Source organism: Luteibacter sp. 621, assembly GCF_050435445.1.
Lineage (GTDB): Bacteria > Pseudomonadota > Gammaproteobacteria > Xanthomonadales > Rhodanobacteraceae > Luteibacter.
This window is the reverse complement of sequence record NZ_JBNDKI010000010.1, coordinates 87,334-109,788: the sequence shown is the minus strand read 5'-3', so window position 1 is coordinate 109,788 and position 22,455 is coordinate 87,334. Positions and strand designations below refer to the sequence as shown.

Genomic DNA, 22,455 nt, shown 5'->3' with positions numbered 1-22,455 from the left:
TAATTCATGGTCACACGTCGACGTTTCCTGCAGGGCATGGCCGCCGCAACGGCTGTCGGTCAGCTCGGCTCCCTCTCCGCGATGGCCGCGGGCGTCAAGCACGGTCTTGAAGCGCCAACCACAGGCGGCGGCACCGCCCCGGATGGCGTCCTGCGCTACGTCGACGTTTTTGTCGGTACCGGCGGCCACGGTCACACCTACCCGGGTGCGACGCGGCCGTTCGGCATGGTGCAGCTCAGCCCCGATACGTACAACGCCGAGTGGGACGGTTCATCCGGCTACCACCAGGGCGATGGTTCGATCATGGGCTTCTCGCACACGCACCTTTCGGGCACCGGCGCCGCCGATATGCTCGATTTCCTGGTGATGCCCACGATGGGCCCCGTGCTGCTGCAGCCGGGCGATCGTGACTACGCCGGCGTGAACTACGTATCGCGTTTCGACGCGAAGAAGATCAGCGGTGAAAAGGCGCCCAAGGGCTACAAGACCGGCGTAAAGGGCTACCGCTCGCATTACACCGGCGAGCAGGCCCACCCGGGCTACTACCGCGTGAAGCTGACCCAGCACGATATCCTGGCCGAACTCACCGCCACGCTGCGCGCCGGTATCCATCGCTACACGTTCGGCAAGGAAGGCGACGCGCACCTGCTGCTCGACCTGGCGCATGGTTACCAGGACAACCCGAAGGAAGCGTGCCGCGTTACCGATGCCGAAGTGCGCATCGTCGGCAACGACACGATCGTCGGCGGCCGCCGTGTATGGCAGTGGGCTTCGGGCCGCGTCATCTACTTCGCCATGAAGCTGTCGCGCCCGGCGTCGTCGATCACGCTGTACGACGAAGACAAGGCGCTGCCGGCTGGCACCACGGAAGCCAAGGGCAATCACCTGAAGGCTGCGGTGCACCTGGACAAGGCCAGCAGCGAACCGTTGCTGGTGAAGGTCGGTATCTCCGGCGTCGATATCGATGGCGCCATGCGCAACCTCGATGGCGAAATCCCGGCATGGGATTTCGATGGCGTGCGCGCGTCGGCCGAGGCCGAATGGGCGGGCGAACTGTCGAAGATCCAGATCGACAGCGAATCGGACAAGATCAAGCGCACGTTCTACAGCTCGCTGTACCACACCATGCTCGCACCCACGGTGTTCAGCGATATCGATGGCCGTTACCGCGGCATGGACAAGGCCGTGCACACGCTGCCAGCCGATCGCCACAACTACAGCACCTATTCGCTGTGGGATACGTACCGTGCCGCGCACCCGCTGTACACGCTGTACCAGCCGGACCGTGTGCCTGACCTGGTCGACGGCATCGTGCGCCTGGCCGCCGAGAGCCCGAGTGGCGCACCGGTGTGGCCGCTGCAGGGTATCGAGACCGTGTGCATGATCGGCTACCACTCGGCCGTGGTCGTCGCCGAGGCGCAGGCCAAGGGCTTCACCGGCATCGATTACCAGAAGGGCTGGCCGGTGTTCCGCCGCCGCGCCATGCAGGATGATTACTTCGGCCTGCCGTACTACCGCGCCAAGGGCTACATTCCCAGCGACAAGGAAGGCGAAGCGGTCAGCAAGACCCTCGAATACGCCTACGACGACTGGGCCATGGCCAGCATGGCCGAGCACCTGGGGCACGCCGACGAGGCGAAGGCACTGCGTGCGCGTTCGCAGAACTATCGCAACGTATTCGACAAGGACACGCAGTTCATGCGCCCGAAGGGCGATGACGGCCAGTGGCTGCAGCCGTTCGATCCGATCTCCATTGGCCATTCGAAGAAGTGGCGCGACTTCACCGAATCGAACGCCTGGCAGGCCACGTTCCTGAACCAGCACGACCTGTACAACTACATGGACCTGTTCGGTGGCGTGCAGGGCTTCGAAAAGAAGCTGGATGCGCTGTTCAACGCCAACCCGACCCTGCCCGACAACGCCCCGCCGGATATCGCCGGCATGGTGGGCCAGTGCGCGTTCGGCAACGAGCCGTGCCACCACATGCCCTACCTGTACGCGTACACCGGTTCGCACCACAAGACGGCCGCCAAGGTCCGCCTGATGCTGGACACCATGTACCTGCCGGAGCCGGATGGCCTGCCGGGTAACGAGGATTGCGGCCAGATGAGCGCGTGGTACGTGATGAGCGCCATGGGCCTGTACGCCGTGGACCCGATCAGCACGAACTACGTGTTCGGCAGCCCCATCCTCGATCGCGCCCAGGTGCAGGTCGGCGGCGGCAAGGTGCTTACCATTGAGACCAAGGGCAACGGCGATGGCAAGCCGTACATCCAGTCGGTGACCTGGAACGGCCAGCCGTGGACGAAGACCTGGATCAGCCACAAGGAAATCACGGCCGGCGGCACCCTGGTGTTCACCATGGGCGCCGAGCCGAACGAGGCCTACGGCAAGGCCCCGGAAGACCGCCCGCCGAGCTACGGCGAGTTGGCCAAGGCCTGATCTGAGCGCAAGGGGCGGGCGCATGCCCGCCCCGCCACCGCTGACCTGCGGCGCCGCACAACGAGAGCCTGTAGCAAGAACTTGCGGCTTTCGGTAAGGTCTTCCGCGGACCGTCAGGGAGGGCGAGGATTCCCCCGCCACGGATGACGGTACGGGGGAACAGCCGGGATGAACAGGACGTACCAGCTTGTCTGGAACGCGGCGCTGCGCGTCGTGCAGGTGGCATCGGAAGCGACAAAAGCACGCCGCTCCGTGCATTTGCGGCGGTCGCGTCGTTCCGCCATGGCCGTTAGCGCACTAGCGATGGCGCTCGCCGCCGCCCTTGGCAATCCCGCCAGCGCGCAGGCGGTCTTGCCTGCGGACCCATCCATCCAGGCTGGCAACGCGGCTTTCGACGATAGCGCCCCCAATCTGCTGGTCGTGTCTCAGTTGAGTCCCAACCTCGCCGTGGACTGGAGTTCGTTCTCCATCGGAGCGGGCGGGACGCTCCGTTTCATCCAGGCCTTGGGCCAATCGTCCACGCATGTCGTCAGCGGTAACACCGTCTCACGGCTGGATGGCCGCTGGGAAGCGGGTGGAGTCGTTTCTCTCACTAACGATAACGGCATCGTTCTCACTGGCGCGTACCAGTCGCCCGGCGGCGCGTTGCGCCTCGCTACCGCACAAACCCTTGCCATGCTTCCCGGTGCATCCATTGATGTGCACGGTGCAGGTGCAGTGGCCGGCGGCGACGTGTGGCTGAAGGGTGATCGTTACCTCGAAGTATCCGGCCATATCGACGTGAGCGGTTCGACGCCGGCGACGCGCGGCACCTTGCACCTGGCGACCGGCCAGGACCTGCAACTGGTGACGACCATCGATTCCCATCTGCTCCCCGATGGTACGTATGGCGGCTCGGGCATGGGCCAGGTGGCCGCGGCGACCCTCACCGGTGCGGGCGGCCACGTCGATATCAACAGCGGTGCGTCGCTGTGGGTGCGGGGAAGCGTGCATGTCGCCGGCGCGGCCAACCTGTATTCCGCCGACGTCATGTGGTTCGAAGCGCCTTTCATCGCGGATGGCGATATCACGCTTTCATCGGCTCGCTCGATCGCCTCCAACTCGTCGGGATCCATCACGACATCAGGCGACCTGATCCTCAGGGCACCTACCGTCACACTTGAAGCGCCGGTGACGGCGAACCGCCTGGTCCTCGATACGCCCGCAAACGCGAGCGTGGGCTTCGTCACCGGCCCTCTCATCGTGAACACCATGACCGGGACGGTCGATGGCGGGTTGCACATATCGGGCGGCCCCTACACCGATGCCAACCGCATTGGCTTGGTCGATCACCTGACCGTCGCCGGGACTTTCGCCATGTCCAACACGGTGGACACGACGATTCGCGATACCTCGGTGGGCAGCTTCGCCCGCATCGATGCCCCCGGGCATGATATCGACGCCACCGGCCCCGGTAACGTATTCACCGGGGCTTTCGCCGCACAGGCGCGCGATCTCCAGTTGGCCTCCCGCGCCCCGATACGGCTCGATGGGCTGGATGTACGTAACGCCACGGTGGTGTCCGATGATGCCATTTACCTGGGCACGAGGAATGCAGCCACAGGCTCCATCTCGCTCTCGGCCAACGGGGATGTGCGGCAGGATCAGATCGTTACGCTCACCGTGGGCGGTGACCTTTCGATCGATGCGAATGGACATGACATCGATCTGGGCGGATGGACCCAACCAACGAGCTCGCAGGTCAACCAGGTCGGCGGCCTGGTGAACCTCGATGGCGATCATGTCCGCTACGCCTCTTTCACTTCGCCAACCCGGCTTGGCCGGATCGATGCTGCATCGAACCTGTCGCTGATTGGCGTGGGCGATTTCGATCCGCGCGCCTACATCGCCATGGGCCAGGTAACCACGCCGGCCACCCAACTGCTCAACACCCGGCTGTGGATCGGTAACGGGGGTACGACAGGATCACTCGCTGGCGACATCCGGCTGGATAACAGCAGCCTGCTTTTCAATCGCAGCGATCGCGCGGTGTTCGACGGCAATGTGAGTGGCAACGGGCTGGTGACGCAAGCCGGTGCCGGTACGCTTTCACTGAACGGGCACGGTAGCAACGCGGCCGGTGCTCGCGCGGCCTGGGGCACGTTACTGGTGGGCGATGCGGCCCACGCATCCGCGCTACAGGATGGTCCCGTATCCGTGGCTGGCGCCGCCACGCTCGGGGGCACAGGGCGAATCGCTGGTGCGGTCACCGTGGAAACCAACGGCACGCTTGCGCCAGGCGACGGTATCGGTACCTTGCATGTCGGCTCGCTGCTCATGCGTAACGGTAGCCGTTTGCTGATGGATGTGGGCACGCCGGGGCCGAACTTCGTGACGCCGGGCAGTGCGGATGCGGTGCAGGTCGATGGCGACGTGCGGTTCGAAGGCAACGTGGCGCTGAACGTAGCCAATGCGGGCAACATGGGTGCGGGCCTTTACAGGATCCTTTCCTGGGGCGGCCAGCTCGATGAATCCGCGGGCCAGCTGATGCTGGCGGCCCAGCCGTCCGGCGCGCAGATGTGGCTGGCGCGCGATGTCATAAACCGGCGGATCGATCTCTACAATGCGCAAGGCATGGACCTGCAGTTCTGGAATGCCGATGGGCAAAAACACGGGTTGCGGGGTGGCGGGGGCCCTGGCGTTTGGTCGTTGACGGCTCCCAACTGGAGTGACGCCAATGCCGTGGTGACCGGCCCCATGCTGCCCCAGCCAGGCTTCGCTATCTTCGACGGCGATGCGAACCTTGTGACGGTCGACAATGGCGCAGGCCAGGTTGGCACGAAGGGTATGCAATTCGGTAGCTCGGGCTGGATCGTGAGCGGCGACAAGCTGGCGCTGGTCGCCGATGCCAATGGCCAGACCGTCGTGCGCGTCGGCGATGGCAACACGACCAGCAGCTATATGTACGCAAGCATCCTTTCCGGTTTGACCGGCAATACGCGGCTCGTCAAGGCGGATTACGGCACGCTGGCGCTCAACGGGGTCAACACGTGGACCGGCGGCTTGACGATTTCGGGAGGGCGCCTCGAAACCTGGACGGACTACGCGCTGGGCGCCCCCAGGAGCGATATCACGCTCGATGGTGGCACCCTTGCGATCGAGTCGTGGGGCTGGGGTCCGCTCGCGCGAGATATCCGCCTCGGCACACGAGCGCTGGCGGGTGGCATCGACATCGATGATCCAACCAACAGCCTTACGGTCGCGAGCCCTATCACGGGTACGGGTGGCTTGCACAAGATGGGGCCCGGTACGCTGGTGCTCGCTGCCGCCAACACATATGCCGGCCCCACGGTGGTGAGTGAAGGCACGCTGGTCGGCGATGCTGCATCGATTCGTGGCGACATCACGAACGACGCCACGATCGTCATCCATCAGGAGGGGAGCGGCCGTACCACGGCGAACACCGACGGCAACGGCACGTTCATCAAGACGGGTTCCGGCATCTTCGGCATGGAAGGACAAAGCCTGTTCACTGGTAACACGATGGTCGAGGAAGGCACGCTGCAGGTAGGTTCGCCCGTGGCTGTCTCCGGCGTGGCACCGGGCTTGCTCGGTGGCAATGTGTACGTGGCCAGCCGGGCTGTTCTCTCCGGCACAGGCATGATCCTTGGCGATGTCGTCACCCATGGCTACGTGATGCCGGGCGACGTGCTGCACGGCCGGTCGACGGGCCGGCTCAACGTCGCCGGCGATGTCACGTTCAGCGCCGACAGCACCTTGGCGATCATGGCGCTCACGGGCAGTGCCAGCTCCCTCGCCGTCGGTGGGCATGCCACGATCGAGCAAGGTGCCCGGCTCGTCATCGACGCGCAGGGGGCCCAATGGGTGGCTGATACAAAATACGATCTGTTGACCGCCGCGGGTGGTACGACAGGCACCTTTGCATCGATCAACGGCAATTTTGCCTTCCTCAACACCCTTATCGCATATAGCGACAGTGGCAATATCAGCCTCATCCTTCGGCGTAACGCGGCTGCGCTGGAGGATGCGGCGGTCACCCCGAATCAGCGTGCCGTGGCCGTTGCCGCAGGCGCGATGGGCGCGGGGTCCGCGGTCTACGACCGCCTGGTGGCCCTGGATGCCACCTCGGCGCGCACGGCGTTCACGTCGCTCTCGGGCACCCTGCATGCCAGCGTCCAGGGCGCCGTGATGGATAGCCAGCGCCAGGTGCGCGATGCCGTGACACGCCACCTCGCCGATGCCGACCTGCCGGGCGGGCAGCGTGCCGATGATGGGCGTGTTTCGACATGGATCAGCGCGCTTGGCCGCGATGCAGACTACGACGGCGATGCCAACGCTGCGAAGACTGATGCAAGCGATAGTGGCTTGCTGCTCGGTGCGGATCTTGCGGTGGGGCAGAGTGGCCGCATCGGCGCCGTGCTTGGCCATGTCACGCAGAATATCCACGAGCGGGCATCGGGTGGCTCGGCCGATGTGAAGGGCACTCAGTTTGGCCTTTACGGCGATGTGGCGTTCGATGCCCTACACCTGTCTGGCGGCCTGGTGCAGGCGCACCACACCATCGATACCCGGCGCGACATCGCGATCGGTACGACGACCACACGTGGCTACGCGAGCCGTGATGCCGATACGACGCAGGGCTTCGCCGAGTTAGGGTATGGGTTTGGCGCAACGGGCCGTTGGAGAGCCGAACCCTTCGTGCAGGCGGCGGTCGTTCGTTGGCATGGCGACAAGGCCAGCGAGCAGGGCGGTACCGGTACGCTGGTGGTGGGAGCCGACGATGCACACGTGACCACCGGCCGCGCAGGCGTGCACCTGGGCACAGCACTGGACAGGGAGGCGCGGTTCGGCGTGCAGGCGACCCTCGCTTGGCAGCACGCCTGGGGCGATACCGTGCCCGAGGCACGCCTGCGATTTGCCGAGGGTGGTGCGGGCTTCACAACAGCCGGTGCCCCGCTGGCGCGCAGCGCTGGCGTGGTGGATGCCGGCCTGGTGGTTCGCCTTGCCCCCGCCGTTCACCTGGATGCCAGCTACACGGGCCAGTTCGCCAGCAAGGCGTCCGACCACGGTGGGCGCCTTTCGCTCAATATGACCTTTTGAGGATGCGCGCGTGGTGGCCATTCACGGCGGCTAGACCCTCGCCCCGACAACCTTCCCCTGCCGGGTGCGCCGGCCAGGGGAGGGAAGCAGCCATGTCTTATGTGGGTCGCATGTATCTGCGTATGTTCACGCCTGGGTTGCTGGCGTTGGGCACGGGCGCTGTCGCGGCCGCTGCCCTGCGCGCCGGCGAGGCGCTACCGGGCGAACTGGGCAACTTCCTTCTGTACTCGCATCTGCCTCGCTGGCTGCTCGCCGGTGGCGTGTGCGCCGGCGTCGCTATCGTCGCCGTGCAGGCGCTGCGCATCCGCTTTTGGGAGCGCGGCGCACTGGCCTCGTGTTACGTGTGTGGGTGCCTGCTGGCGCCTGCCCGTACCGGTCGTGGTGGCCTGGGCCGGGTCAGGCCGTGCCTTGGCTGCGGCAAGGTGCATGGCGTGAACCACCATGTCACCGCACGCGTGGTGCCCCTGCAGGTGGCCGTCACCGACAGTGCCGGCCCAGGCGTAAGGGGCGCCCGCTGATCAGCGGACGTTGGTGACCGTAATGCGGTGACCCACGCGCTCCAGCAGGGCGCGCAGCGCTTCGGCATCTTCCACGCTGGCCGCTTCTTCCAGTGACAGCCACAGCGTGTCGCCCGACAGGCCGTGGACCTTTTCGTTGAACGTGATTTCGACCGCGGCCTTGCCATTCGGGTGGACGACGGAAACTTCAAAATTGCGTGCCTGCACGGCCTGGATTCCCCTGATGACAAAACAGATGGCGTGGTACAAGTTTAGCGGGGCCGTGAAGAAAAAGGCGTGACGCAGGTTTCGCCCGGACTAAAGCCCGGCCCTTGCCTGGCCGATAAACCAGTTCGAATTCGATGAAGGGCAGGGTGCCTCCATGGGCATGGGTTTCTGGGGTGGGCGCGAAGGCCGCCTGGCACGATTAACGCTGGCCGCCTTGGGTCGGCGTTTTGCCGTGGTAGAGCTGGGTGCCGATGGCGTCATCCGCTCGGCCAACAAGCCATTCCTTGCGGCGCTGGGAACCACGGCCGACGCCCTGGTGGGGCAACCGTTCCAGGCGGTGTTCGCCGTGGATGACACCGAGCACCTCTGGCGCGCGCTGTCACGTGGCGAGGAGGTCGCCGACCAGGTCCGGGTGAAAGGTGCCCGGCAGGATGCCTGGCTGCAGGCCGTATACGTGCCCCGCATGGGGCGTGGCAACCGCCTTGATGCCATCGTGGTTTACGGTGCGGACATTACCGCTGAGCGCGGGCGTGCCGCCGACGCGGGCCAGCGCCAACAAAACGCAGATGAAACGCAGGGTGTGATCGAGTTTTCGCTCGATGGCATGGTCCTGACCGCCAACCCCGCCTACCTGAACATCGTGGGTTACCGGCTGGATGAAATCCAGGGCCGTCACCACAGCCTGTTCGTGGATGAGCGCGAAAGCCGCTCCGATGCCTATATCGGTTTCTGGCGCCGCCTGCGTTCGGGCCTGCACGATGCGGGCTTGTATCGCCGGTTGGGCAAGGGTGAATGCGTGGTGTGGATCCAAGCCACCTACAACCCCATGTTCGATGCCGATGGCCGTCCGGTGAAGATCGTGAAGTACGCCACCGAAATGAGCGCCGATGCCATCCAGGCGCCCCCCGCCGCCCTTCCGGTGGCGGCCGTGCCCGTACCCGTGGCTGATGCGGCCGTAGCGAACGTGCTGGATATGCTCGATAACGCCGCGGCCCGCGCCAACGCCCTGTCGATGGATGCAGCGATCGACGCCGCGCTTGCCGAGCAGCGCGGACAGGAAGGCGCCTGAACTTTCGTGTGCCTTTCGCCCTGAGCGTGCAAAGCGCATAGGCCGAGCGGTCGACTAGCCGCTGTGCGTTGCGTGCGTTGAGATAGACCTGCGTGGCCGCCGTCGCGGTCGCTTCCTGGCAGGGGATTCTCCATGGGTGACGTCGCAGCGGGCCGCGTGCCGGCCATCGTGATGGGGCGTGGGCCCACCGCCGTCGGTATCCTGCGCAGCCTTGCGCTTGCCGGTATTCCCGCCTACGTGGCCTGCCCGCCCGGGGACATGGCCACCCGTTCGCGGTGGTACCGGCCTACGCCAGGAGCGGCGTGGGACGGGACGCCCGGCCCCCAGGCGCTCGACGCCCTGCGCGAAATGCCACTGGAGCGGGCGGTGATCATCCCGGGCGCGGACGATGCGGCCATGTGGCTCACGCACCTGCCGGCCAGCGATGTCGGGACGCGCTTCCTCGTGTGTAGCTCGACCCGCACCGTGCAGTCCCTGTTGCAGGACAAGGCGGTATTTGCCGGGTACGTGGCGGCAGCCCACATCCCACACCCCAGGACGTTCCGTCTCACGACACTCGCTGATGTCGCTGAGGTGCCCATGCACCAGCTGGACCGGGTGTTCATCAAGCCGGTGAACTCACAGCGCTTCAGTGACGTGGTGGGTGCGAAGGGTGTGTGGGTGGATTCACGCGACGGGCTCCGCGATGCGTGGGCGCGCTTCCATGCACAGGGCTTCTCCGTCATGGCGCAGGAATACGTACCGGGCCCGCCGACGGATCACTATTTCATCGATGGTTTCCGCGACGCCAATGGGGCCTACCCTGGGCTGTTCGCGCGGCGGCGGTTGCGCATGTCCCCGCCGGATTTCGGCAACAGCTCCTGCTCGCGTGCGATTCCGCTCGATGCGGTCCCTGAAGCCGAACGGCATGTACGGCGGCTGCTGGATGGCCTGGATTACCGCGGTATCTTCAGCGCCGAGTTAAAGCGTGATCCACGCGATGGCGAGTTCCGCATTATCGAGGTCAACACGCGTGCGTGGACCTATGTGGAATTTGCCGCGCGCCGCGGCGTGAACGTGTGCGACATGGCGTGGCGCGATGCCCAGGAACTACCGGTGCCGCGTGCACCGCGCCAGTATCCTGCCGGGCGTTACTGCGTGGATCTGTACCACGATATCGCGAGCCTGCGCAGGCAGGGCGCCTCGGTGCTGGATATCGTCGGCCAGTGGATGCATGCGGATCTGCACGTGTTCCGGATGGATGATGCGAAGCCGGCACTGCATGCCATCGGTCGCATGGTGCGTAAGCGCTTTGAGCGCACGGGTGCGCACGCCGGGGAAGGCCAGGTGCCGAGGCCGGTGCGGTAAGCGCCTGGTTTAGTCGGCGTGACCAAGTGGGGTAGCGACATCCTCCAGGGCGCGTCGTTCCGCCGCGATACCGAACCGGAACGCCGCCCCCGCCCCCATCAGCATCAGCAGTGCACCCAGCGCGTAGCCCCAGCCGATGGGGCCGCGGCCGCCGGTGCCGATGAGCGTGCCAAACAGCCACGGCCCGGCGACGCCGCCGAGCGCCGTGCCGAAGGCGTAGAACAAGGCGATGGCCAGCGCGCGCAATTCAAGTGGAAAGCTCTCGCTCACAGTGAGGTAGGCCGAACTGGCCGCTGCCGAGGCAAAAAAGAACACCACGCTCCAGGCGATGGTCTGCGTGCGCGCATTGAGCATGCCGTGCACGAAAAGCCATGCGGTCGCGAAGAGCAGCAGGCCGGACATGGCATAGGTCAGTGCGATCATTGGCCGGCGGCCCACGGTATCGAATAGCCGCCCCAGCAGGAGCGGCCCGAGGAAATTGCCAGCGGCAAACGGCAGCAGGTAAAGACCGACATCGGCATCGGCCACACCGTAAAAGCGGCCAAGCACCAACGCGTAAGTGAAGAAGATCGCGTTGTAAAAAAAGGCCTGCGTGGCCATGAGGATGACACCGAGCAGCGTACGCTTCGGGTAATCGCGAAACAGCGTGCGCCCCACGTCACCCATCGTCACCGCGTGAGGACGAAGCCTGAGCCGCGTCAGTGGCGTGGTGGGTGGGCTCGCGCCAAGGCGCTTCTCGATGCTCTCGACGATCGCCTCGGCTTCCCCGATCCGGCCATGCAGCATGAGCCAGCGCGGGCTTTCCGGGATCCACCGGCGCAGCAGCAGGATCCCCAACCCAAGGATCGCGCCCAACCCGAAGCTCAGGCGCCAGCCGATCTCCGGGCTGAACCAGCCGTTATCCAGCAAGCCCACGGCGCCGAGCGCGCCAAGTGCCGCGCCGATCCAGAAGCTGCCGTTGATCACCAGGTCGGTATGTCCCCGATAGCGTGCGGGGATCAGTTCCTGGATCGCGGAGTTGATCGCCGCGTATTCGCCCCCGATTCCCGCGCCGGTCAACAAGCGGAACAGGGCGAACACCGCGAAGTTCGGTGAAAGCGCGGTGGCGGCCGTTGCCGCCAGGTAAAGCCCCAGGGTCAGGGTGAACAGTTTCTTTCGGCCGAGCTTGTCCGTGAGCCAGCCAAAGAACAGGGCACCGGCCACCGCACCGGCGAGATAGATGCTGCCGGCCAGGCCTATCTGCATATCGGTCAGGCGCAGCACCGGGCTGGACTTCAAGGCTCCGGCGATTGAACCGGTGATGGTGACCTCGAGGCCGTCGAGCACCCACGTGATGCCGAGTGCCACCACGACGAGCGTGTGGAACCGCCCCCAGCGGAGGCGATCGAGGCGGGCCGGGACATCGGTTTCGACGATGGCGTCGCGCGGGGTATTCATCCCCCCGACCCTACGGGCCGGGAGGTGGTCGTTATGTCTAGCGCGGTACGCGAACCCCGCCAGGCACGCCGCGTGGCGACAGCGTGAGCTGCCACAACTGATCGCGCCGGCTGCGGAACACGCCAGCGGAACAGCCGAGATAGAAGTGCCACATACGGCGGAAGCGCTCATCGTAGTTCGACGAGAGCCGCGGCCACGCAGCATCGAAATTGGCTTGCCAGGCGACCAGCGTGCGGTCGTAATCGGTGCCGAAGTTGTGCCAGTCCTCGACCACGAACAGGCTCTCCAGTGCACTCGATACCTGGGCCATCGAGGGAATGACCGAGTTCGGGAAGATGTACTTCTCGATCCATGGATCGGGTCGTCCGGCAGCGCCATTGCTGCCGATACAGTGCAAGAGCACCAGGCCATCCAGGCGGACGCAGCGGCGGGCGACTTCGAACCACGGGCGGTAGTTCTTGCCACCGACATGCTCGAACATGCCCACCGAGAGCACCGCGTCGAAGCGCTCATCCACTTCGTGGTAATCCTGCAGGCGGATCTCGATGGGCAGGCCACGGCACAGTTCGCGTGCGTACTCAGCCTGTTCCTTCGAAATGGTGATGCCCACGCCGCTTACCCCATAGCGCTCCGCGGCGAACTTCAGTGCCTCGCCCCAGCCGCAACCAATATCGAGGATGCGCTGGCCCGGGGTGAGCTGGAGCTTGCGGCAGATGAGGTCGAGTTTGGCTTCCTGGGCATCATCCAGGTTCCATGCGTTGGCCCAGTAGCCGCACGAGTACACCAGGCGCTTGCCCAGCATGGCCTCGAACAGGTCGTTACCCAGGTCGTAGTGCTGGCGGCCCACCTCCCAGGCATGGTCGCCGCGCTGCAGGTTGAGGAAGCGCGCCTTCAGGTGGGCAACGAGCGTATCCAGCGTACGCAGGGAGTCATCAAGATGGGCGTTGAGTACGCGAGCCATGAAGCCCGCGAGGTCGGCGCAATCCCACCAGCCGTCCATATAGGCTTCGCCCAGGCCCAGCGACCCGTGGGCGAATGCCCGGGCGTAGGTGCGTTCATCATGGACGGTGATATCGGTCGAGCGGTGGCCGTTGATCGTGATACCTGCCTGCTGAAGCAGGCCTTGTGCGCGTGCCTTCAGGGAAGCTGAATCGTGGCTCATGGATGGGTTCCGGGTGACCCTGCTCGCCGCCCCGCGCGGCGTGGCGCTACCTCCGTGGCTGATTATTGGCACCGGGCGTGGGCCGAGGGCAAGCACGACTTACAGCTATACTGTTTGCCTCCCCCGGTACAGATTGACGGTCCATGACCTCCGCGACCCGCGACCCGCGGCGCCACCTTCCGTTGCTGCTCGCGGCCCTCAGCATGATCGGGCCGTTCTCGATCGATGCCATCTTCCCGGGCTTCCCGGATATCGGCCACACCTTCGGGGTGGGCGAGGTGGCCCTGCAGCAGCTGCTCAGCGTGTACTTGCTGGCCTATGCGGTGATGAGCCTGTTCCATGGCGCCATCTCCGATGCCTACGGGCGCAAGCCGGTGATCGTGGTAGCCATGGGGATCTACGCGCTGGCCTCGGCCGCCGCGGCGCTGGCGCCGGGCTTTGGCTTCCTGCTGGGCTGTCGCATCGTGCAGGGCTTGTGCGGTGGCGCGGGCATCGTGGTGGGCCGGGCCATCGTGCGCGACACCATGCATGGTGAAGAAGCGCAGCGGATGATGTCGAAGGTGATGATGATCTTCGGCATCGCGCCGGCGATCGCGCCGATCGTCGGTGCGTGGTTGCTGGGCATGGATGGTTGGCGCGGTATCTTCTGGGCGCTTACCGCGTTCACGGTGTTGCTGGTGTTTGGCATCACGCGGTTCCTCGTGGAATCGCATCCTGTCGAGAAGCGCACGGTGTTTCGCCCGCGGCCGTTGCTGCGTGGCTATGTGGCGATTGCGCGTGACCTGCCGTTCTGGCCGCTGGCGATTGCGAGTTCGGTGAATTTCTCGGGGCTGTTTTTGTACATCGCTTCGGCGCCGCACCTGATTCGGGATGTGTTGCACCTGGGTGCCGATGGTTTCCCGTGGCTGTTCGTGCCGACGGTGACCGGCATGGTCACGGGTGCGTTCATTTCAGGCCGCGTGGCGGGGCGGGTGAGTGCGGCAAAGACGGTGGGCTGGGGTTATGCGGCCATGTTGTCGAGCTGCGCGTTCAGCCTGTTCTTTGCGTTGGTGCTGGATGCGCCGCGTGTGCCGTGGTCGACGGTGCCGCTGGCGCTTTATGGCTGTGGCGTGCAGATGGCGTTCCCGACGCTGACGATTCTGTTGCTGGATCGTTTCCCGAACCAGCGGGGTGGGGTGTCGTCGGTGCAGGCGTTTGGGAGTTTGATCACGACGGCGTTTATCGCGGGCGTGTTGTCCCCGCTGTTGTCGTCGAGCATGTTGTACCTGGCGCTGGGCGCGACGTCGCTGTGCCTGACGGGGCTGGCGGCGTGGGTGTGGTACGGCACGATGGAACGCCGCCGTCTGGCACGCGCCACGGCGGGTGCTGCTTCCGAGGTGGTATCGCAAATCGAACGCAACGAGCCGGGCTAACGGCTCGCCTTCGGCTTCGCGCTGGTGAATCGGTTCATTCGCTTTCGCGAATGCATGTCACCAGCGGCTGCGCCGCCTCGCCCTTGTGGTGCTGAGGAGAAGAGCCGTCGGTGCCCACCCTCGCTGCTCAGACAGGTCCTCCGCGTTCGGTGCGGAATGCGCCTTCGGCGCATGGTTTATCTATGTGGCCTACGGCCGCTCTCTTGTGCGGAACTCGCCTCGAGGGTGGGCACCGACGGCTCTCTTCACCCATGAGGTGGCGTGATGGGCGAGCTCGCATCTTGTGCCGCCATGCCCTGTAGGAAGCCACCCTGTGGCCGACAGCTTGCGCGATGCCGCGGCAGGGCCTGCGTGCCTCGCGAAACATGTCGCCCACAGGATCGGCTCCTACGGGCGGTATCGCGATCGGATGAATGGGCACGCCAGGCTCGTGTAGGAGCGTGCTTGCACGCGATCAGCCTACGCAGCGATGACGCCGTAACGCATCACCTCGCAGCAGCCACCACATTCGCCGGCAGGTGCGACGCGCTGGCCGTGACAAACGAGCCCATCGCCAACACGCAGGTCAGCACGGCCGCGACGAAGAAGGACTTGAGCAGGAAGGTTTCAGTTTTCATGGCGATGCTCCGTGAGGTGGGGCGATTGGGGCCAGGCCCCCGTTGCCCAAGACGTTGCATCCGCCGTGCCAATCCCGCCGACAGCCCACAAACGGCGCCACGATGCCGTTTGCGCCGAACCACGCCACACGACCACCCCTGTCCGCGGACGAAGCCGCTGTCCGTCCGCAGGTGTCCGAACGCACTGATCTCCCCGCAGACAATGCCGCGGCTCTCCCGCCACTCAACCTCATGGGTCAAAAGAGCCGTCGGTGCCCACCCTCGAGGCGAGTTCCGCACAAGAGAGCGGCCGTAGGCCAAGTAAGTACTTTTGCGCCGCAGGCGCACTCCGGTCCGAACGCGGAGGACCTGTCTGAGCAGCGAGGGTGGGCACCGGCGGCTCTTGGCCTCACGCCAACCAGAGCTAGGCGACAGGAAGTCCGCGGGCAAGGAGGAACGCGCGTGCCTCAGGCGCATCCTGCTCGAACCATGCGCGCGTCGAACCCAGCCGGTACGTATAGCCCCAGCGGTCCATATCTTCCATCAGCCGCTGCGAACCCACCGACGGCAAGTGGCCGGCCAGCACGATCTGCAGGTAACACGTCGCGTCTTCTTCCTCGATGGAATCGGTCGCATCCGTATGCACCAGCGCGCGCTTCTCTTCCGGCAGCACGATCAGGTGGCAGGCCTCGTGCAGCAGCGAATGCACCGGCGTATCCGCCCGCGCATAAACCGTCGTGCCGATGATGCCCGCCTCGGTATCGCCCCAGAAGCTTCCGGGGATGGGCTCGCCATCGGCCACCTCGATCAGCGAGAGGCCGTGTTCGGCAAGCAGGGCGCGGGGTTCGTCAAAGCCGATGGCGCCGACACGGAGCACCGCGTCGGCGGGATCGGGCGTGCTCATGCCGAGGCAGGCTTGCCGTCGGGCAGGGCGACCGAGAGTTCCAGCACCTCGTGGCCGCTATCGCGTTCGAGGTTGATGTTCACGGCCTCGACATCGACGTTCACGTACTTGCGGATCACTTCCAGCAGCTCGTTGCGCAGCAGCGGCAGGTAGTCGGGGCCGCCGCGCGTGGAGCGCTCCTGGGCGACGATGATGCGCAGGCGCTCGCGGGCGACGCCTGCACTCGGCTCGGGCTTGCGCTTCAGGAAATCGAGGATACCCATGCTCAACCTCCGAAGACGCGCTTGAGGAAGCCCTTCTTCACCGGCTCGATGAAACGCAGCGGGCGTTCGTTGCCCAGGATGCGGGCGACGGTGTCCTTGTAGGCATGGCCGGCGTTGGAGTTGTCATCGAGGATGACCGGCACGCCTGCGTTCGATGCGGCGAGCACGTTTTCCGATTCCGGGATCACACCGACCACCGAGATGCCGAGGATTTCCTCGACGTCCTTCACGCTGAGCATTTCACCGGCTTCCACGCGGTTCGGGTTGTAGCGCGTGAGCAGCAGGTGCTGCTTGATCGGATCTTCGCCCTTCTCGGCGCGGCGGGTTTTGCTCGCCAGCAGGCCGAGGATGCGGTCGGAATCGCGCACGGAGGAGACCTCCGGGTTCACGACGACGACGGCGTGGTCGGCGAAGTACATGGCAAGGTGCGCGCCCTTTTCGATACCGGCGGGCGAATCGCACACCACGAAGTCGAAGCCTTCCTTGGTCAGCTCCTCGAGCACCTTCTCGACGCCTTCCTGGGTGAGGGCATCCTTGTCGCGCGTCTGCGACGCGGCGAGCACGAAGAGGTTTTCGTGGCGCTTGTCTTTGATCAGGGCCTGCTTGAGCGTGGCCTCGCCGTGCACGACGTTCACGAAGTCGTACACCACGCGGCGTTCGCAGCCCATGATCAGGTCGAGGTTACGCAGGCCGACGTCGAAGTCGATGACCGCGACCTTTTTGCCCTCGATGGCGAGGCCGGTCGCGAGAGAGGCACTGGTGGTGGTCTTGCCGACTCCGCCCTTGCCGGAGGTAACGACGATGATTTCAGTCAAGAGATATCTCCGCAAAAAACGGTTAGGACCGGCGTCAGAGGCGCGCGATCATGAGTTTTCCATTATCCAGCCAGCATTGCACGGCCTGGCCTTCGAATTCCTTGGGCATGTCCTCGAACACGCGATAGTGCCCCGCGATCGCCACCAGTTCAGCGCGGAAATCGGAGCAGAAAATGCGGGCGGTCTCATCGCCCTGTGCGCCGGCCATGGCACGGCCACGCAGGGTGCCGTACACATGGATCGAGCCATCGGCGATCACTTCGGCACCATTGGCTACGGCCGCGGCGACGACCAGATCGCGTTCGCGCGCGTACACCTGCTGGCCCGAACGCACGGCGCTGCCGGTGTGCTGCTGCGCGGTGATGGTCGTGCCGCTTTCCACCGGAGCCGCTGCTGGCGCCGGGGTGCTGTGCGCGGAAGCTGCCGCGGCAGGTACGGACGGTGCGGCCGCTTCGCCCTGGCCGGGTTCGTACTGTGCACGGAACTTGGCGATGAGCGGCAGGTTCATGCGCTCGGCGAGGGCTTCGGTTTCGCTGGTGCCGTAGGCGATACCTACCGGCAGCATGCCCGCGCTACGGATCGCTTCGAGCAGGGCATCGACCATGCCATCGTCGGGCAGCTTGGGCAGGTGCGAAAGATCGAGTACCACGGCGGCGCGGTTGAACATCTGCGGGGCGGAGCGCACGCGGCGTTCCAGCTCATCGACCAATGCGGCGGCATCCACGCGGCGCACGCGCACGCAGGCGATACCCACCTGGCCAAAGCGCAGGTCGCAGGCGGCTTCCAGGGATTCGGCGCGGGCGTTCATGCTGCCACCCCGCGGTGGCCGGGGCGTGCGCGTTCAGCGAGCCACGGCACATCGGGCAGGCCATCCTGCTCCAGGTAGCGTTCGCGGACGAACGGGAAGCTGGGCAGTTCGCGGGCGAGCAGGCTTACGTTGGGGCCATTCGTGCCCATGCGCTGCTGGCCCACTTCCTGGAAACCCATGGTGCCGTGGAACAGCACCGTCTGGTCGTTACGGGGTTCAAGGAAAACTTCGCAGGTCAGGAGCGGCACGCGTACCTCGGCATAACTTTGCACATCACAGTAAAAAATGCGGCCCAGGCCGTGGCCGCGCATCGAATGTTCGATAACGATGCGATCGATATATACGAACGACTCGTAATGGGCCTGGAACCAGCGGAAATTCGGGCTCTGGTAATCGGCATCCGGGCGCATGGCGATGAGGAAGCCAACGATGCGGCCATCCTGTTCGGCGACGCGGAAATAGTGGGCGATCTCGTACAGGTGGCGCAGCCGGCTGCGATCGGTGGCGAGGATGCCCGTGCCCGCTTCGTTATTAAGCGCCAGCACGGCATCCAGGTCGTGCTCGCGCACGTCGCGGATGGCAAGGGCCATTCGTTACTCCGATCCAGGTGTTTCGACAAAGGCGGCCCCCGAGGCCGCCCGATGCGCGGCATTATGGCACGCCCGGCACCTGCCGGGGAGCGTGGGAGCGGATGTAAAACCGTTGTAAAGCCAGCGCTTGCCGCGTGCGCCCTACGTGACTTCAGTCAGGTGGTGCGCGGCCCGCGAAGGCCTATGATGCGTGCATGTCAAAGGTTCAGTTCAACCACGTCCGCTTGCTCCGGTACGCCACGTACTTCGTCTTCCTGTGCGTGGGCTTGCCGCTTTCGTTGCAGCGGGCCGGCTCCGAGCCGGGTCAGATCCCCGATGTGGCGCTGCTGGCGTGGACCGGCTGTTACCTGCTGTTTGGCCTGGTTTATTGGCTTCTGACCCGCAGCCTGGGCTCCCGCGTCGATGGGCCGACCCGGGTCACCGTGCTGGTGATCCTTACGGGCACGGCGTTGGCGATCGGTGTTCTCAGCAAGAGCGGCCTTTCCGCGCTGCTGCTGGTGATCGTGGCGGCCGTGGTGCCGTGGCTGGTGAGCCTGCCCGTGGGCATGGCATGGATGGTGGTAGCGCACCTGGCCCTGGTGCCGGTGATGATGCAGCTACCCACGTACAACCTGTTGCTGGCCATCATGCAGGCGTGCCTGTATTTCGGCTTTTCTGCACTGATGTTCATCACCTCCATGGTGGCCAGCCAGCAGGCGGATGAGCGCGAGGAGCTGCGCCGGCTGAACTCCGAATTGCGCGCCACGCGGGCGTTGCTCGCCGAATCCACCCGTATTGCTGAACGCATGCGTATCGCCCGCGACCTGCACGACCTGGTAGGCCACCACCTCACTGCGCTCAGCCTGAACCTGGAAGTGGCTAGCCACCTGACCAACGATACGGCCCGCGAGCACGTGTTGAAGGCGCAGACCACGGCCAAGCAGCTGCTGGCCGATGTGCGCGAGGTGGTGAGCGAGCTGCGCCAGGACGATGCCATCGACCTGACCCAGGCGCTGCGCAGCCTGACCGAAGGCGTGCCGGGCCTGGCGGTGCACCTGGCTATTCCCCCGCGCTTTGGCGTGGAAGATCCGCGCCGCGCCCAGATGCTGCTGCGCTGCGTGCAGGAAATCCTGACCAATACGGTGCGCCACGCCAACGCCCGCCACCTGTGGCTTACGTTCCGCCATACCGGCCCCGACGAGCTTTGCCTGGATGCCCGCGACGACGGCCGCGGCACGGCGGGCGTGGCCGGCCCTTTCCGCCCCGGCAATGGCCTGAACGGCATGCGCGAGCGGCTGGCGGAGTTCGGCGGCAACGTGGCGTTTCGCGACACACCCGAGGGCGGCTTCGCCCTGACTGCCCGGCTGCCGCTTGGCGAGGCCCAGGTCCTGGCCCACGCCCCCACGCGTCAGCCATTGACCGATAGCCCGCTGGCGCCTCCCCATGCCACCATCCCCGTTCCTTCCGAGGATCCTTCATGATCTCCGTCTGCCTCGTTGACGATCAGAACCTGGTTCGCCAGGGCATACGTTCACTGCTCGACCTTGCCGGGGATATCCGCGTGGTCGCCGAATGCGCCGATGGCGCCCAGGCGGTGCAGACCATTCCGCAGATCCGCCCGGACGTGGTGCTGCTGGACTTGCGCATGCCCAATATGAGCGGGCTGGAGGTGCTCCAGGCCCTGGGCGGCCGCAACGAGTTGCCGCCCACGATCATCCTGACCACGTTCGATGACGACCAGTTGGTGCTGTCGGGCCTGAAGGCCGGCGCCAGGGGCTACCTGCTAAAGGATGTCTCGCTCGACCAGCTGGTGGAGGCGGTGCGCACCGTGGCCGCCGGCGGCTCGCTGGTGGCGCCCATGGTCACCCAGCGCCTGCTGGCGGGCGTCGGCCGGATCCAGAACCAGTTTTCCAGCCTGGAACAGCCGGATCCGCTCACCGAGCGGGAAACCGAGATCCTGCGCCTGCTTTCGGGTGGCTACAGCAACAAGGAAATCGCCAATTCCCTGCGCGTGGCCGAGGGCACGGTGAAGAACCACGTGTCCAATATCCTCTCCAAACTGGGCGTGCGCGACCGCACCCGCGCCGTGCTGAAGGCCCTGGAGCTGGGCATCGTCTGACGGGGCGCTGACCGGGCCGGCGTGACCCGGAATTTTTCGGGTTGTGCCAGCTTGGGAAAAAGGGCAGGGGACCCAATGGCGCTCGGCGCCATGACCGGCTACCATCGGATCTTTCGGCACTGGCATGCCCATGTCACGGGCCGATTCTTCAGGGGCGGCCGCGCGGACTCCACAGCCGGGGGCTGCCTGTTCAAAGACGTTCGGAGAACCGTGGAATGACGCGTCTGTTAGAATTCATTGTTGCTATCGTCATCGTCGCCGTCCTTGGCGTCGTCGTTGGCGTGGCCATGCCCTCGACGGGACACGTCGAGCGCGAAATGCTTATCAGCAAGGATCTGCGCCAGGTTTACGACGTTTTCAGCAACTTCCGTCGGTTCCCGGAATACTCGGTCCTGCGCACCTTCGACCCGAAGCTCCAGTTCGAACTTTCGGGCAAGGCCTACGGCCCGGGCTCGAAGATCTCCTGGAAGGCCAACGACCCGAAGGTGGGTGATGGCTCGCTCGAAATCGCTTCGATCGATCCGGGCTTCGCCCAGATCGCCGATGCCGGCAAGGGCACCATCGTCTGGAACCTCGAGAACTCCTGGCGTGGTCACGACAAGAAGTTCACCATCAACCTCGAGCGCACTGGCCGTAGCCAGAAGCTCGTGAAGGTGAACTGGGCCTACGACGTCTCGTACGGCTTCAACCTGGTCGACCGCTTCAGCAATCTGTATATCCACGGCGATCCGGATTCCCTTATCCAGTTCAGCCTGTCGAACCTGCAGAACCTGATGGCGTCGATCCCCAACATCGACTACAGCAAGATGGTTCCGTCGATTGTTGAACAGCCGGCCAAGCCCATCCTGTTCGTCTCCACCACGGCCCCGCGCACGCTCGACGATGTCGACACCGCGTCGGACAAGGCCATGGCCGAGATCCAGGCTGCCGCAAAGAAGCTCGGTGTGAACATCGTGAGCCCGCGCATCACGTTCACCACGAACTGGGGCGACCAGAACTACACCTTCGACGTGGCCGCCGAGATCGACGCTACCACGCTGAAGATCAATGGCCAGGATGTCGAGCTGACCGCCGCCCAGCGCCCGACGCTGGACGCTTCGGCCCCGGCAGAAGCTTCGACCTCGGCCGCCCCGGCCGCCGCTGATGCGGGCACCCCGGGTAGCAAGGACAAGTTCGGCCGCGTCGTGGTCGATGGCAACGTGAAGGCAGTGCTCGCCTTCGGTGGCAAGGCCCTCAAGGCCGACTGGAACGGCACCGGTGCCGGCCTGCCGCAGACGCGCCAGATGCTGGCCGCCTACTCGCAGACCCACGGCTACAAGTACGACGATGTCGTGTTCCGCGCTTACGATATCCAGACGAAGGCGCCGGTGAACAACCACGGCACCATCGAGGGTTACGACGAGCAGAAGTTCGAGATCTACCTGCCGCTGCAGGGCGACAACCTCCCGGACCAGACCCCGGAGCAGGAAGCCGGCATGAAGCAGCCTGGCCTGGAAGAAGCGGCTCCGGCCGGTTCGTCCTCGGCCCCGGCCCCGGCGGGCACCGCCCCGGCCCCGGCCAGCACGGCGGCTGCACAGTAAGCCGCAAAGCGGCTTACGTGTAGGAGCGTGCTTGCACGCGAAAAGCCAACGAAGCGGCGATGCCGCAACGTAAGGCAAAAGAAAAAGGCCGCGAGCAATCGCGGCCT

18 protein-coding genes are annotated in these 22,455 nt (G+C 65.3%); 9 read left to right on the top strand and 9 right to left on the bottom strand.

Going from position 1 to position 22,455, the window contains the following annotated elements; all coding sequences use genetic code 11:
• The first annotated feature begins 6 nt into the window (after positions 1-6).
• From ABIE56_RS12700 to ABIE56_RS12690, 3 genes are all read left to right on the top strand, one after another.
• Positions 7-2,442: a GH92 family glycosyl hydrolase gene (locus tag ABIE56_RS12700; protein ID WP_429244151.1), complete on the top strand. Its 2,436-nt coding sequence runs from the start codon at positions 7-9 to the stop codon at positions 2,440-2,442.
• Between the two features lie 168 nt (positions 2,443-2,610).
• Positions 2,611-7,542 (top strand): autotransporter domain-containing protein, encoded by a 4,932-nt coding sequence (locus ABIE56_RS12695; RefSeq protein WP_429244150.1) that lies wholly within the window; start codon positions 2,611-2,613, stop codon positions 7,540-7,542.
• Positions 7,543-7,634: 92 nt separating this feature from the next.
• Entirely contained in the window at positions 7,635-8,060 is a 426-nt protein-coding gene (locus tag ABIE56_RS12690) for a hypothetical protein (protein WP_429244149.1), read from the top strand.
• Here ABIE56_RS12690 and ABIE56_RS12685 read toward each other — a convergent pair whose 3' ends face one another.
• Positions 8,061-8,267 (bottom strand): hypothetical protein, encoded by a 207-nt coding sequence (locus tag ABIE56_RS12685; RefSeq protein WP_429244148.1) that lies wholly within the window; start codon positions 8,265-8,267, stop codon positions 8,061-8,063.
• Positions 8,268-8,421: 154 nt separating this feature from the next.
• Here ABIE56_RS12685 and ABIE56_RS12680 point away from each other — a divergent pair, with 154 nt between their 5' ends.
• Positions 8,422-9,336 carry a PAS domain-containing protein gene (locus ABIE56_RS12680; RefSeq protein ID WP_429244147.1) on the top strand — a complete coding sequence of 305 codons (915 nt, stop codon included), beginning with the start codon at positions 8,422-8,424 and terminating at the stop codon, positions 9,334-9,336.
• 132 nt (positions 9,337-9,468) lie between these two features.
• The gene (locus tag ABIE56_RS12675) at positions 9,469-10,683 is read left to right on the top strand and encodes a hypothetical protein (RefSeq protein WP_429244146.1); all 1,215 of its coding nucleotides are present in this window, start codon (positions 9,469-9,471) and stop codon (positions 10,681-10,683) included.
• Positions 10,684-10,692: 9 nt separating this feature from the next.
• On the opposite strand, the gene ABIE56_RS12670 is transcribed toward ABIE56_RS12675, so the two are convergent.
• On the bottom strand, positions 10,693-12,120 hold the full coding sequence (locus ABIE56_RS12670; RefSeq protein ID WP_429244145.1) for an MFS transporter: 1,428 nt from the start codon (positions 12,118-12,120) through the stop codon (positions 10,693-10,695).
• Positions 12,121-12,157: 37 nt separating this feature from the next.
• Positions 12,158-13,282, bottom strand: a complete 1,125-nt coding sequence (cfa, locus tag ABIE56_RS12665) for a cyclopropane fatty acyl phospholipid synthase (RefSeq protein ID WP_429244144.1) — start codon at positions 13,280-13,282, stop codon at positions 12,158-12,160.
• Positions 13,283-13,425: 143 nt separating this feature from the next.
• On the opposite strand from cfa, the gene ABIE56_RS12660 reads away from it, so the two are divergent.
• Positions 13,426-14,694 carry a multidrug effflux MFS transporter gene (locus tag ABIE56_RS12660; RefSeq protein ID WP_429244143.1) on the top strand — a complete coding sequence of 423 codons (1,269 nt, stop codon included), beginning with the start codon at positions 13,426-13,428 and terminating at the stop codon, positions 14,692-14,694.
• A 485-nt stretch (positions 14,695-15,179) separates the two neighbouring features.
• Here ABIE56_RS12660 and ABIE56_RS12655 read toward each other — a convergent pair whose 3' ends face one another.
• The 6 genes from ABIE56_RS12655 to ABIE56_RS12630 all read right to left on the bottom strand — a co-directional run bounded on the left by ABIE56_RS12655 (position 15,180) and on the right by ABIE56_RS12630 (position 18,670).
• Positions 15,180-15,311 carry a hypothetical protein gene (locus ABIE56_RS12655; protein ID WP_429244142.1) on the bottom strand — a complete coding sequence of 44 codons (132 nt, stop codon included), beginning with the start codon at positions 15,309-15,311 and terminating at the stop codon, positions 15,180-15,182.
• A 403-nt stretch (positions 15,312-15,714) separates the two neighbouring features.
• Positions 15,715-16,194, bottom strand: coding sequence for a hypothetical protein (locus ABIE56_RS12650; RefSeq protein ID WP_429244141.1), 480 nt, complete (start codon positions 16,192-16,194; stop codon positions 15,715-15,717).
• The gene (minE, locus tag ABIE56_RS12645) at positions 16,191-16,457 is read right to left on the bottom strand and encodes a cell division topological specificity factor MinE (protein ID WP_139980217.1); all 267 of its coding nucleotides are present in this window, start codon (positions 16,455-16,457) and stop codon (positions 16,191-16,193) included. The genes ABIE56_RS12650 and minE overlap by 4 nt, the downstream gene beginning before the upstream one ends.
• A gap of 2 nt (positions 16,458-16,459) precedes the next feature.
• Positions 16,460-17,272: a septum site-determining protein MinD gene (minD, locus tag ABIE56_RS12640; protein ID WP_429244140.1), complete on the bottom strand. Its 813-nt coding sequence runs from the start codon at positions 17,270-17,272 to the stop codon at positions 16,460-16,462.
• Positions 17,273-17,306: 34 nt separating this feature from the next.
• Positions 17,307-18,080, bottom strand: coding sequence for a septum site-determining protein MinC (minC, locus tag ABIE56_RS12635; RefSeq protein ID WP_429244139.1), 774 nt, complete (start codon positions 18,078-18,080; stop codon positions 17,307-17,309).
• Entirely contained in the window at positions 18,077-18,670 is a 594-nt protein-coding gene (locus ABIE56_RS12630; protein ID WP_429244138.1) for a GNAT family N-acetyltransferase, read from the bottom strand. The genes minC and ABIE56_RS12630 overlap by 4 nt, the downstream gene beginning before the upstream one ends.
• Before the next feature lie 194 nt (positions 18,671-18,864).
• Here ABIE56_RS12630 and ABIE56_RS12625 point away from each other — a divergent pair, with 194 nt between their 5' ends.
• The 3 genes from ABIE56_RS12625 to ABIE56_RS12615 all read left to right on the top strand — a co-directional run bounded on the left by ABIE56_RS12625 (position 18,865) and on the right by ABIE56_RS12615 (position 22,348).
• On the top strand, positions 18,865-20,130 hold the full coding sequence (locus ABIE56_RS12625; protein ID WP_429244137.1) for a sensor histidine kinase: 1,266 nt from the start codon (positions 18,865-18,867) through the stop codon (positions 20,128-20,130).
• Positions 20,127-20,768, top strand: coding sequence for a response regulator (locus ABIE56_RS12620; protein ID WP_072322753.1), 642 nt, complete (start codon positions 20,127-20,129; stop codon positions 20,766-20,768). Before ABIE56_RS12625 ends, ABIE56_RS12620 begins: the two co-directional genes overlap by 4 nt.
• 215 nt (positions 20,769-20,983) lie before the next feature.
• Entirely contained in the window at positions 20,984-22,348 is a 1,365-nt protein-coding gene (locus ABIE56_RS12615; RefSeq protein ID WP_429244136.1) for a polyketide cyclase, read from the top strand.
• Positions 22,349-22,455 lie beyond the last annotated feature (107 nt).